At 40.1% G+C, this 12,045-nt stretch carries 10 protein-coding genes and 3 pseudogenes; 7 read left to right on the forward strand and 6 right to left on the reverse strand.

All coding sequences use genetic code 11. The features are described 5' to 3' along the window. Window positions 1-16: 16 nt before the first annotated feature. From XBJ1_RS07620 to XBJ1_RS07635, 4 genes are all read left to right on the forward strand, one after another. Complete coding sequence (locus XBJ1_RS07620; RefSeq protein WP_012988276.1) at window positions 17-472, forward strand: tellurite resistance TerB family protein; 456 nt, start codon at window positions 17-19, stop codon at window positions 470-472. 28 nt (window positions 473-500) lie between these two features. After that, window positions 501-1,532: a TerC/Alx family metal homeostasis membrane protein gene (locus XBJ1_RS07625; protein WP_012988277.1), complete on the forward strand. Its 1,032-nt coding sequence runs from the start codon at window positions 501-503 to the stop codon at window positions 1,530-1,532. A gap of 118 nt (window positions 1,533-1,650) precedes the next feature. Beyond that, window positions 1,651-2,229, forward strand: a complete 579-nt coding sequence (locus tag XBJ1_RS07630) for a TerD family protein (RefSeq protein WP_012988278.1) — start codon at window positions 1,651-1,653, stop codon at window positions 2,227-2,229. Window positions 2,230-2,306: 77 nt separating this feature from the next. Then, on the forward strand, window positions 2,307-2,882 hold the full coding sequence (locus tag XBJ1_RS07635; RefSeq protein ID WP_012988279.1) for a TerD family protein: 576 nt from the start codon (window positions 2,307-2,309) through the stop codon (window positions 2,880-2,882). Window positions 2,883-2,978: 96 nt separating this feature from the next. Here XBJ1_RS07635 and XBJ1_RS07640 read toward each other — a convergent pair whose 3' ends face one another. The 3 genes and pseudogenes from XBJ1_RS07640 to XBJ1_RS22980 form a co-directional block, all read right to left on the reverse strand. Further along, complete coding sequence (locus XBJ1_RS07640) at window positions 2,979-3,611, reverse strand: tyrosine-type DNA invertase (protein ID WP_012988280.1); 633 nt, start codon at window positions 3,609-3,611, stop codon at window positions 2,979-2,981. A gap of 691 nt (window positions 3,612-4,302) precedes the next feature. Beyond that, window positions 4,303-4,613, reverse strand: a pseudogene (locus XBJ1_RS19695) (IS1 family transposase); the annotation flags it as partial. Window positions 4,614-4,652: 39 nt separating this feature from the next. Next, a pseudogene (locus XBJ1_RS22980) lies at window positions 4,653-4,703 on the reverse strand (hypothetical protein); the annotation flags it as partial. Window positions 4,704-4,826: 123 nt separating this feature from the next. On the opposite strand from XBJ1_RS22980, the gene XBJ1_RS07650 reads away from it, so the two are divergent. Beyond that, the gene (locus XBJ1_RS07650) at window positions 4,827-5,642 is read left to right on the forward strand and encodes a GNAT family N-acetyltransferase (protein WP_143827647.1); all 816 of its coding nucleotides are present in this window, start codon (window positions 4,827-4,829) and stop codon (window positions 5,640-5,642) included. 278 nt (window positions 5,643-5,920) lie between these two features. Here XBJ1_RS07650 and XBJ1_RS07655 read toward each other — a convergent pair whose 3' ends face one another. After that, a complete protein-coding gene (locus XBJ1_RS07655; RefSeq protein WP_012988284.1) occupies window positions 5,921-6,457 on the reverse strand; it encodes an IS1 family transposase in 537 nt (178 codons plus the stop codon). 697 nt (window positions 6,458-7,154) lie between these two features. Between XBJ1_RS07655 and XBJ1_RS07660 the strand changes: the two genes are divergently transcribed. Beyond that, entirely contained in the window at window positions 7,155-7,499 is a 345-nt protein-coding gene (locus XBJ1_RS07660) for a SymE family type I addiction module toxin (RefSeq protein ID WP_012988286.1), read from the forward strand. 101 nt (window positions 7,500-7,600) lie between these two features. Here XBJ1_RS07660 and XBJ1_RS22425 read toward each other — a convergent pair. Both XBJ1_RS22425 and XBJ1_RS07665 read right to left on the reverse strand, forming a co-directional pair. Next, window positions 7,601-7,775, reverse strand: a pseudogene (locus XBJ1_RS22425) (SDR family NAD(P)-dependent oxidoreductase); the annotation flags it as partial. A gap of 301 nt (window positions 7,776-8,076) precedes the next feature. Then, complete coding sequence (locus XBJ1_RS07665) at window positions 8,077-9,492, reverse strand: DUF6880 family protein (RefSeq protein WP_038198663.1); 1,416 nt, start codon at window positions 9,490-9,492, stop codon at window positions 8,077-8,079. A gap of 135 nt (window positions 9,493-9,627) precedes the next feature. On the opposite strand from XBJ1_RS07665, the gene XBJ1_RS07670 reads away from it, so the two are divergent. After that, window positions 9,628-11,973, forward strand: coding sequence for a DNA polymerase II (locus XBJ1_RS07670; RefSeq protein WP_012988289.1), 2,346 nt, complete (start codon window positions 9,628-9,630; stop codon window positions 11,971-11,973). Window positions 11,974-12,045 lie beyond the last annotated feature (72 nt).

A 12,045-nucleotide genomic window follows, 5' to 3' on the forward strand; every position in this document is an offset into this window, starting at 1 on the left:
ACAATCGGAGAGAACTATGTCCTTTTTAAACAAAATCAAGACGGCTTTCAGCGCGGGCCGTGAAGAGCTGACCAATCAGGTCGGCCGCTTCAAGAACCGCAAGTTCATGGAAGGCACCGTAGCCGTGTGCGCACACATTGCGATGGCAAGTAACGGCGTCAGCTCAGAAGAAAAACAGAAAATGGTAGGGTTCATCAAAAACTCCCCTGAACTGAAAGTCTTCGATACCACTGAAATTATTGAATTCTTCAACAAACTGGTCAGCAGCTATGAATTTGATGCTGACATTGGCAAAGGTGAAGCCATGAAATTCATCATGATTCTGAAACCGCAGCCGGAAGCGGCACAGCTTGCCTTGCGCGTAGGTATTGCCGTCGCCAAAAGTGACGGCGATTTTGATAACGACGAAAAAACGGCTGCCCGTGAAATTTGTACAACTCTGGGCTTTACACCCGCAGATTTCGAACTGTAATCGCAGATAACTTTAAGAGGCTCACTTCATGGTATCCACGCACATAGGTTTTCCGATGGAAACCGTTGCTGTATTCATTATTCTGTCGGTTGGCGCGCTCTTTATCGACCTCTTTATGCATCGTCATGATAAGCCGATTTCGCTGCGCAGCGCTGCCCTCTGGTCCATTTTCTGGATCGCTATTGCCTTTGTTTTCGCCGGATTCCTGTTTGTTCATCACGGTGCTGAAACCGCGAGCCTGTTTGTTACCGGTTATGCACTGGAAAAAGTGCTGTCTGTCGATAATCTGTTTGTCATCATGGCGATTTTCTCCTGGTTCGCCGTTCCTGATCGCTACCGCCATCGTGTCCTTTACTGGGGCATTATCGGTGCAATCGTCTTCCGTGGCATCTTTGTCGCTATCGGGACAAGCCTGCTGACGCTCGGCCCTTGGGTCGAAATGGTTTTTGCCGTTATCGTGGGCTGGACTGCGGTTATGATGCTGAAAAGCGGTGATGACGGTGATGAAATCGAGGATTATTCACAGCACCTTGCCTACCGTCTGATAAAACGCTTTTTCCCTATCTGGCCCAAACTGCGCGGCCACGCTTTCATGTTGAATCAAAAGGAAGTGAATGCCGAACTCACCAAACCGGAAAACGCAGATGTAAAAGTGGGTCGTACGGGCAAAGCGGCGCTTTACGCCACACCACTGATGTTATGTCTGGCGGTAGTGGAACTGTCCGATGTGATGTTTGCCTTTGACTCTGTACCTGCGGTTATTGCTGTCAGTCGGGAACCTTTAATCGTTTACAGTGCCATGATGTTTGCTATCTTAGGCCTGCGTACACTTTACTTCGTGCTTGAAGCACTGAAAAAGTATCTGGTTCACTTGGAAAAAGCGGTTATCGTCCTGCTGTTCTTTATTGCCATCAAACTCGGCCTGAACGCATCTGAACATATGTTCCACCACGGTTATTCAATTTCGGCGACAACCAGCTTGTTCGTGGTGATTGGAGTACTGACTGTCGGTATTATTGTCAGCCTGCTGTTTCCCCAAAAAGAAGAAAATGAAAGTTAAATCCTGCAATTAAAATTAATACGATCAATCAATATACCCAAATAGATTTCAAGCTGCCGCCCACAAAGCAGCAACTTAAAAAATAAGGGTATGCGACTTAATAAGTGAGGAAATAATAATGGGTGTATCTCTTTCTAAAGGCGGTAACGTTTCTCTGAGCAAAGAAGCGCCAACAATGAAAAATGTTCTGATCGGTCTTGGCTGGGATGCCCGTGCCACCGATGGACAAGATTTTGACCTTGATGCTTCTGCATTTCTGCTGTCAGCAAACGGCAAAGTACGTGGTGATGCCGATTTCATTTTCTACAATAACCTGAAATCTGCTGATGGTTCCATCATGCACACTGGCGACAACCGTACCGGTGAGGGAGATGGCGATGATGAATCACTGAAAATCAAACTGGATCAGGTTCCGGCCGATGTGGAAAAAGTGGTGTTTGTTGTGACTATCCATGACGCACAAACCCGTCATCAGAGCTTCGGACAAGTTTCCGGTGCCTTCATCCGATTGGTTAACGATGATACTCAGGTTGAAGTTGCCCGCTACGACCTGACTGAAGATGCTTCAACGGAAACGGCCATGCTGTTCGGTGAACTGTATCGCCACAATACAGAGTGGAAATTCCGTGCAGTTGGTCAAGGTTATGCGGGTGGTCTGGCATCTGTTTGCGCTCAGTACGGCATTAACGCTTCCTGATCATTCAGCTATCACTTAATTCATGATCGGGCAGGTGTGCCTGCCCGATACTTTAAAATACTATTTGGAGAGTAAAAATGGGTGTATCTCTGGTTAAAGGCGGCAATGTATCACTGACAAAAGAAGCCCCTGCGATGAATATTGCGCTGGTGGGTCTTGGCTGGGATATGCGTGCCACTGACGGAGCGGCATTCGATCTTGATGCCTCAGTTTTCATGGTTGGGGAAGATGGCAAAGTTCTGTCAGACGGCCACTTTGTCTTCTTCAACAATAAAGTCAGCCCTTGTGGCTCAGTCAACCATCAAGGGGATAACCGTACGGGTGAAGGCGCCGGCGATGACGAACAGATTAAAATCGATCTGGCGAAAGTGCCTGCTGACGTGAAAAAAATGGTGTTTGCAGTCACTATTTATGACGCAGACAACAACAAACAGAATTTCGGTATGGTAAGCAACAGCTTTATCCGCGTAGTCAACAACGACAACGATCAGGAAATTGCCCGTTTCGACCTGTCTGAAGATGCGTCAACGGAAACAGCCATGATTTTCGGTGAACTGTATCGCCACAATACAGAGTGGAAATTCAAAGCCGTAGGCCAGGGTTTTGCCGGAGGCCTCTCTGCCCTTGCTATTCAGCACGGCATAACCATTTAATGTAGTTCCACTATGATTAAAAAACCCTGCTTGGTAATATCGGCGGGGTTTTTTAGCAAGTTATTACTGATAAACATGATTATTCAAAGGCAATGTTCAGGACAACTCTGAACCAGAAAATTCATCGGCAGTTAACAGCTTGGTACTAAATATCACCCTTCTTCTCTTCCCTCTTGCTCTCCAAATTCCATCAAAGCGACCTGCGTTACTCGCGGTATATATGACTGTATGACGAATATTGCGATGGCCTAAATAATCTTGAATCAATCGTGTATCGACACCATTATCTGCTAGTGCATAACCACACGAATGACGCAACATGTGAGGATTCGCGCAAATCGCAATTTCTGCCTTGATACTTGTATTTCTAATAATTTTATAGAATTGCTGACGTGATAACGGCTCCCCGGTTCGGGAAATAAAAAGCCATTCACTCTTACCAAATTTTTCAAGTTTCTTTCTAATTGTCATCCATTTACGTATTAGTTGAATTTCTCTGGCAATCATGGGATGGATAGTAGAAAAGCCATTTTTCAAACGGTTAACACTCAAACTACGGTCACGTAGATCCACATCAGACATTCGAAGCCTCAAAAGCTCAGAAACTCGAAAACCGTGAATGAAACCCATAAAAAACATGCAGATATTACGCTCTGCATTTGGCCCTTTTTCCAATTCAGCTAATAGCTGTTCAATTTCAGAATGGGTTAAATATTTACGTTTTAGCATTATATATTATTCTTTTTGATAGGTAGTTAATTATTTTTCTTATAAATTAAAGCATTCATAAAACAACACATTTCAGTTAAAAGAATCATTTTAAATAATAATTTCCTTTGTGAAATATATTCATAAAGTATAATTATCAACATAAGCACCAATAATAAATAGTCAACCGAGTAATTATTTTTATATAAATAAAAAACCATAATAACATTCCCATAATAGAACATATGAAAAATTGATAACAAAATTAAATCTCATACAATTAACTTAATTTTCATTGTCAGATTACAAGGAAAAATATCGAGAAGATATATTCCTATACTTGAATAATGCGATAAATAAAATATACGATCAATAGATTTAAATTATCCATTGATATTCAGAGACTATCAAATCACCCTTTTAAAAATATAAGAATGGTATTTTTCTAATAAAAAAGACATATAAAATCCACAAAATAGGCTCAATACAGAGAAAATGATATTAAAGAAGCTATATTTAATTACATTTATATTACAACTTTATTTCATATATATGACAATATTATTACAGCGAAAAAAATAATAACAGCAGACTACATTTAGCCAGCATTCTGAGTTGTATTTCCAAGACATCAAATAAAGCTATCGCTTTCTGATTATTTATCGTTATCAATCGGTTTTAATCTCGATACGAAATGGGTCATGACTCCAATTTATTGATCGTGATGAATGTTCAGATAATACCCTATAATTCTGCCATGCATTTCTATGGATTTTGAAAAAGACAATGTCTTGCGAGTCAGTCTTGCCAAATGCTGTCGAAGATGGCGCATTAATGTCTTTTTTGTTCTGGGACCAAAAACATGGGCGATCACTTTTCGTCTTATCCTGTCGTCGGCATAAAAAAGCCAACGAGGCGGCTTCTTTGACTTTACGTACGACCATTGTTCATCCCTTTCACAGCAGACAATCACTTCGGTGACGGGTTTAATGGCTTCTTTACCGATTTGGGTTTGAGTTTTTTAAATGACGAATGACCAGAACGTGAGCGCCCGTTGCGATAGATCCCTTTAACTGAACAACAAGAGGGGCAAGTCACATCAATCTTTGCCATTTGAATGTTCTCCAAATAGGCAGACTATACATAATTCAATAAATTGATGTCACGACCTATTTTTGATTTATATATGGATGAAAAGGGAGTATAAGTAAAATAAGATATCTTCCAGACTGAGTAGTGAATACGCCAGGCAAGATTATAAATCAATTAAATATATCTAATTTATTAAACAGTAAGGAATGTAAATTAAACTTTTCTATACCGCAAAGAAATATTAATTATATTTATATGGAGAAAAAAGCGATGTTCAGATCAAAATCTTTTATTAATCGATCCTTGTCATTTAATTCGTTGCCTCTCTCTCAATCCACTTCGAATATTGAAAAAACTGTTTACAGTGTCAATACGTTGATCACAGTAAAAAAAGTTAGTGCAGAAGAAGCAGTTAAAGCAATTGATATAATATTAACAAAAAACATGATGGAGGAATGGAGTTTTTGTGATTTTCATGACCAGCTTGATGTTCAACATGATGTTAACCAGAAAAAATGGAGAGAAAGATATATGAATTCACATCATATTTTTCATAATATAAAGGATCATGCTGAAGATTATATGAAAAAAGCCAAATCAAACGATGATAGATTATTTTTTATTGTTTATTTTGGTAGTGTTCCCATAGGGGGACTACAATTGAGTCTTAAAAACTTATCTGAGTCTAATTTAATTTTTCCTAAATTACCTGAAGTCGAGTATATAGTAACCCATTGTGGTATTAGAAATTGTGGTATTATTCTAATGGAACAAGCAGTAAACGAATCCCAACAGTTAAATATGGGTGGAAAACTAATGCTTTATCCATTGCCAGACGCTGTGCCAGCATATTTGAAAATGGGTTTTACGAAACAGAATGGAACATATTTGTATCTTGACCCAAGTGAAAGTAGTGTATGGCACATTGTAAATGGTTGTTATAAATATAAAAAATGTTAAGTTAGTGTTTTGGTGTTAATATATTGGTCATGTATTTAATGTGTTGAAAGCTGTGATTGCAGTACAACTCTACCATTAAAGTTTTTCTGCAATTTATATGCATTAATCAGCATTAGATGCATACAATGAAAATCACAATACACACTTTGAATACGTGACCATTTTTTCCCTTTAAATTGAACATTTATCGTTATCGGATACTTGTAATCTATCCTTACAACTCAACAATAAACAGATGCATTTATGGGGCTTGGGGAGCAACGGATCATAACTCCAATTTATTGATCGTGATGAATGTTCAGATAATACCCTATAATTCTGCCATGCATTTCTATGGATTTTGAAAAAGACAATGTCTTGCGAGTCAGTCTTGCCAAATGCTGTCGAAGATTCAGGTTATGCCTCTCTATGCGTTGGGTATAACGCTTGCAGGCCACATGCAGTTTCCCCGCTAACGCCTTTTCATAACTTTGCCAACTATCCGTCATATAAATAATAATATTGAAAGGAGTCAGCAAAGCCAGTAGGCGCATTAATGTCTTTTTTGTTCTGGGACCAAAAACATGGGCGATCACTTTTCGTCTTATCCTGTCGTCGGCATAAAAAAGCCAACGAGGCGGCTTCTTTGATTTTACGTACGACCATTGTTCATCCCTTTCACAGCAGACAATCACTTCGGTGCCAAGTTTAATGGCTTCTGTTACCGATTTGGGTTTGAGTTTTTTAAATGACGAATGACCAGAACGTGAGCGCCCGTTGCGATAGATCCCTTTAACTGAGCAACAAGAGGGGCAAGTCACATCAATCTTTGCCATTTGAATGTTCTCCAAATAGGCAGACTATACATAATTCAATAAATTGATGTCACGACCAAAAAAAACTTATAAATAACACCAAATGACAACTCATATATTAACCTAAAACTAATTAACCTAAACAATATATACTTATACAACAATGATATTTCCCTGCCTATAATTCCCTTAAACATATGATACATCAGAATTATTTTGGATAAAAACAAATCTGTGTTTAAAGTATAGTATTAATAATAATAAATAAAAACACCATAATCATATTCAATCACAATGAAAAAATACATTTTTCTGAAAAATTCAAAAAAGGCTAATTCACAATCTAAAGAATAAAAAATTGAAATAATGATAAAACTCAATTTATTTGTTTTTATTTTAATCGAGACATTCTCTAGATAATTTCATCTTGTTGAGCCTTTAATAGTCTTATCTTCTATTTTTATTTTTTAAATCAGTCAAGTATGTCAGCATGGATAAATATACAGTCATTTTTTGCGAGTTACTTCGCAAAGACCAACATTATCGATAGCATATTGTTCATCTAAGCGCTAGTGTGTAGATATTGAGAATTAATCAACAAATCCGGTACAAATCAAAACACACATGAATTTGAAAACACGTATGAATTCGCAGTGCAGTATCAGCGAAGTACTGATAAAGTATCGCAATATGCCTAAATAACACAAGGAACGTACAAATGAGCCTTCATGTTTCATTTCGCCATACTGATATTCCCGAATTAATGCTTAATGGCAGCACACTCAGCGATGCTGGATTTAGTGCGGATGCGTTATTTCATATCTCACAATTGTCCAATGGGATAATTATCTCTCTCGTTGATCCTGATGTTGATCTTGTTAGTTTGATCCATGAAGTGGAAGATCATGCAGATCAAGGTATCGACAACATTCGTGAAAACGGTGAGCTTTATATTGCTGGTGATTGGCTGACGAGCAGTCAGTTAGTGGAGCAACCGATCAATATTGAAGTGACGCCTGGTAAGATTATTCTTAAACCCAAATTGACGGAATTGTTAGATTAAGAACCCATGCCCATTAATAAGCCGGAAATATCCTTAATCTTCTTTCCGGCTATTCATATTCACAACTCTTCAGCATCAGACAATAGCCACGCAATAGCTTGTGCGATTTCCTGAGCCAACCCAATTGTCAACGTATCAAAACCCTTTTCGATGCCACATAATCTATATATTCATGGGGAGACCCCACCTTATAGCCACCGATGAAACATTCACAATCGCCCCTCCCCGCCCACCATGACGCAAAGCCATTCTTTTTACCACTTCACGAGCACAGAGAATTTACCTGATTCAGCTTCTGCTTACCCGCATCGACACAAAGCATAATATCTCTATAAAAACCAAGATTACACCTATAGAGCTGTTCCAGAATATAGATATATTCTGTATTATTGATTCTCTAAAAAGCACGGCTCTTAGCCACTCAAATGGTGTTAAAATTCCTCAATTAATTGATATAAGTCATCCAAAAGAATACATTTAATTTACAGGTCATTAAAACAATACTGAATTAGGTGGCCATCTGAATAGCCACCTTTAATGGAAATAACACAAATCGGGTGCAGGCTCAAACTAACCTTCACTTTCCATAATAAACGCCATCGTTATCCATCGAAACATTCTTAATTTTTTCTTCCGCCAAAGACCAGAATGAGACTTTTTTCTTATGCTTTGCGTAGAGGGCGGTTAAATAGGTTTGATTAGAGGAAATATCGTCCGTACTTTGTATTTTTTCTCCATAATCCAAGCTTTTCTTAAGATCAGAAACGGAATATTTATAATACTTACTTGCTCCACGACCAAGTACATCTTCAACAAGCGCACGTCTTACGAGCGTCGCAGAAAAGGGAAAACCACTTTTATACAGCAAACTTGACACTTTTCTCGCCGTACTGGGAATAATAGAATCGGTAATTTTTATTACATTATCTTTTCCCAAATTCAAAATGTAATCATTGATCACGTCGAATCTTTCCACTTCTATTAGGAATAGTAAATAAAAGAAACGGTTTTCTTCATATTGATTGGCTATATCCAAAAATAATTTTATAGCCCCCCCTTTCTCATCCTTATCAAGAGTATTTTCATATAATTTATAAAATTTATGGTTATAATACTCCTTGAAAGCGTCAATACAAAGTTGTCTGGCTTCTTCTTTCTTGCCCTCTTCAATATTGGCCTTAATCAATAATTCCATTATCTTATCATCATTGAGTTCAACTGGCAGTTTGTTGTTTTTTTCTCTGAGATTTTCCAACAACACAATAGCTTCATCAGATCTGACATCTTCAATCAGCAATTCAGCGTAATCCAGATAATATCTTGGATATAAAAATCCTTTCTTCTTATCGAGATACGTTTTAAAGAATTCAATATCTTTAATGGAATAACTCAACTCCAGTGCTTCATCATCTTTTTTGTGCTGATAAAATATATCTCTTAGCTGGCGAAGAATATCAAGACCCAAAGTAGATTTATATTCACCCAACTGGGACAAAGAGAAATAATATTCGCCTTGGAAAATCTTGAAAAGCTTATTTGCTACCGTAACCTTATCAGTATCTTTTTGCAGAGATAACGCCTTAATCCAAGATTCAACAAGGTAGTAGTAATAATCCTGCCAGCCACCACTGGAGGTGTCTTTAGTTTCACTCATGCGTTCAAAGTCTTGTAACATATATGACAGTAACACTTCTGATTCTACTGGTTTTAAAGGAATAACCCGGTTCAAAAGCGTTGCCATAGAGTTATGTAGTTCATTGAAGAAGGTATCCGTTTCATAATAATCGAAAAATCGTTTGCTCTTGCTGCGTTTTTTATACTCTTTTTCAATGAGTTTCAGAATGTCTTCAGACTCCAGCAAATATCCACTGACTAATGTGATTTGAGCCAGCTCATTATTTCTGATTAATGCATGGATGATTTCAAGTAATTCTTCTTTATTAAAACTGGCAAGTAACTCAGATTGTTTTTTATTCAATGCATTTTTCATCATAAAAACCCTATATTCTGACTTTATTAAAAAACCACTGTATAAATAACCACTACAAGTGCTATAATTTAGGCTACTATTCATTACAATGTAGAGGCGGCTCTTTGCCCTCAACACAAAAGCAGTTGCAGAAATATTATGCAAACAAAGCATGTTGAACAAGGTTTCATACTCACCCGTCACTGGAAAGATACGCCATCCGGTATTGAGTTAGTATATTGGCTGGCGACGGATCAGGGTGCTCGCCGCATCACTATTTCTCACCAAAAAGCGGTGGCTTTTATTCCCCAGCATGATTTGCAGAAGGCAAAGCGTATCATCGACCAAGAACCGCGTTGTGAACTCAAGCCTCTACCGTTGAAAGATTTCAATCGCCAACCCGTAACTGCCTTATATTGCCTGCAATATCGTCAATTGCAACAGCTGGAAAAGACCCTGAAAGAACAGGATATTCCACTCTACGAAACCGATATCCGCCCACCTGACCGATTTATGATGGAGCGCTTTATTACCGCACCCGTCTGGTTCAATCAGAAACCGGATGGCAGCTATCAAATGAAACCGAATCCCACCTATCGCCCTAAACTGAAATGGGTTTCACTGGATATTGAAACCAGCCAGCATGGGGAGCTGTATTCCATCGGCTTAGCGGGTTGCGGTGAGCAAACAGTGTTTATGCTGGGGTCAGAAAACGGGAGCAGGCAAGATAGGGATTTCAAGCTGGAGTACGTCGCCAGCCGTCCGCAGATGCTGGAAAAGCTAAACGAATGGATAGCATTTTACGATCCCGATGCCATTATTGGCTGGAGTCTGATCCAGTTTGATTTAAAAGTATTACAGAAACATGCTGAACGCTATAACGTACCGCTGAAACTCGGTCGTCGTCATGGTTTGCTGGAATGGCGGGAGCACGGTTTCAAGCCGGGGCATTTTTTCGCCTCGGCTGAAGGCCGCCTGATTATTGATGGCATTGATGCACTGAAAACCGCAACGTGGAATTTTCCTTCGTTCAGTCTTGAATATGTCGCACAGGCGTTATTGGGGGAAGGAAAAGCCATTGATAGCCCCTATGATCGGATGGATGAAATCAATCGCCGCTTTCAGGAGGATAAACCTGCTCTCGCCCACTATAATTTGCAGGACTGTATTCTCGTCAACCGCATTTTTGATAAGACGGATTTGATGACGTTCCTGCTGGAGCGCGCTACGGTGACAGGATTGGCAGTGGATCGCAGCGGAGGATCAGTCGCCGCGTTCACACACCTTTATCTGCCGAGAATGCACCGCATCGGCTATGTCTCTCCCGTTCATGCAACTGACTCCGGTGATAGCCCCGGTGGTTTTGTGATGGATTCGTTTCCGGGGCTGTATGATTCAGTGCTGGTTTTGGATTATAAGAGCCTCTATCCTTCTATTATTCGCACTTTTCTGATCGATCCCGTGGGCATGGTAGAAGGCCTCGCCCAGCCCGATAGTGAACATGCCATACCCGGTTTTCGGCAAGCGTTTTTCTCTCGCACTCAACATTGTTTACCTGATATCATCACGCAAATCTGGCATGAACGTGACAAAGCCAAAAAGCAACAAAACGCCCCGCTCTCCCAAGCTCTGAAAATTATCATGAATGCGTTTTATGGCGTACTGGGGGCGTCAGGCTGCCACTTTTTTGACCCCCGCCTGACGTCCTCTATTACCCTGCGCGGGCACCAAATCATGCACCAGACCCGTGAGTTGATTGAGTCACAAGGGTATCAGGTGATTTATGGCGATACGGACTCAACTTTTATCTGGCTGAAGCACCCTCATTCTGAAGCAGAAGCCAGTCAAATAGGTCATTCGCTGGCGCAATTTGTCAATCAATGGTGGCAAAGCCATCTCAAAACGCAGTTCAATCTTGAAAGCACACTGGAACTGGAATTTGAAACCCATTATCGCCGTTTTCTCATGCCAACCGTGAGAGGCACTGAACAAGGCAGTAAAAAACGCTATGCCGGATTGAGTGGCGATAAGATGATTTTCAAAGGGCTGGAAACAATAAGAACGGATTGGACACCGCTTGCACAAATTTTCCAGAATGAACTGTACACCCTTATTTTTCACCAGAAGCCTTACCAAGATTATATCCGTGATTACATTGCCGACACGCTGGCAGGAAAATTCGATGACCGTCTCATTTACCGCAAACAGCTACGTCGCAAACTGTCTGATTACCAGCGTAATGTACCACCTCATGTCCGGGCAGCACGTCTGGCGGATGAGTATAACCAGCAGAATAATCGCCCATTGCAATACCAAAATGTCGGTTGGATCAGCTACCTCATCACGCAATCAGGGCCTGAGCCACTGGAAAACCAGACCACGCTGCCGGATTACGAACACTACATTAATAAACAGCTGATGCCGATTGCAGACGCCATCCTGCCATTTATTCAAGATAACTTTATGACCCTGCTGACAGGGCAGATGAGCATATCTTTCGAATAATGGATACTTTTGCAGGTGACGGCTTGCTCCTCTTGAATTAACATATCGCCCCTCTAATGGGCAATGGTGCTT

This window comes from Xenorhabdus bovienii SS-2004 (assembly GCF_000027225.1).
Classification (GTDB): domain Bacteria; phylum Pseudomonadota; class Gammaproteobacteria; order Enterobacterales; family Enterobacteriaceae; genus Xenorhabdus; species Xenorhabdus bovienii_C.

Coding starts and splice junctions, on each gene's coding strand:
- XBJ1_RS07635 (WP_012988279.1), top strand. CDS start 2,307: ATGGGTGTATCTCTGGTTAAAGGCGGCAATGTATCACTGACAAAAGAA.
- XBJ1_RS07640 (WP_012988280.1), bottom strand. CDS start 3,611: ATGCTAAAACGTAAATATTTAACCCATTCTGAAATTGAACAGCTATTA.
- XBJ1_RS07630 (WP_012988278.1), top strand. CDS start 1,651: ATGGGTGTATCTCTTTCTAAAGGCGGTAACGTTTCTCTGAGCAAAGAA.
- XBJ1_RS07655 (WP_012988284.1), bottom strand. CDS start 6,457: ATGGCAAAGATTGATGTGACTTGCCCCTCTTGTTGCTCAGTTAAAGGG.
- XBJ1_RS07620 (WP_012988276.1), top strand. CDS start 17: ATGTCCTTTTTAAACAAAATCAAGACGGCTTTCAGCGCGGGCCGTGAA.
- XBJ1_RS07660 (WP_012988286.1), top strand. CDS start 7,155: ATGAGCCTTCATGTTTCATTTCGCCATACTGATATTCCCGAATTAATG.
- XBJ1_RS07670 (WP_012988289.1), top strand. CDS start 9,628: ATGCAAACAAAGCATGTTGAACAAGGTTTCATACTCACCCGTCACTGG.
- XBJ1_RS07625 (WP_012988277.1), top strand. CDS start 501: ATGGTATCCACGCACATAGGTTTTCCGATGGAAACCGTTGCTGTATTC.
- XBJ1_RS07665 (WP_038198663.1), bottom strand. CDS start 9,492: ATGATGAAAAATGCATTGAATAAAAAACAATCTGAGTTACTTGCCAGT.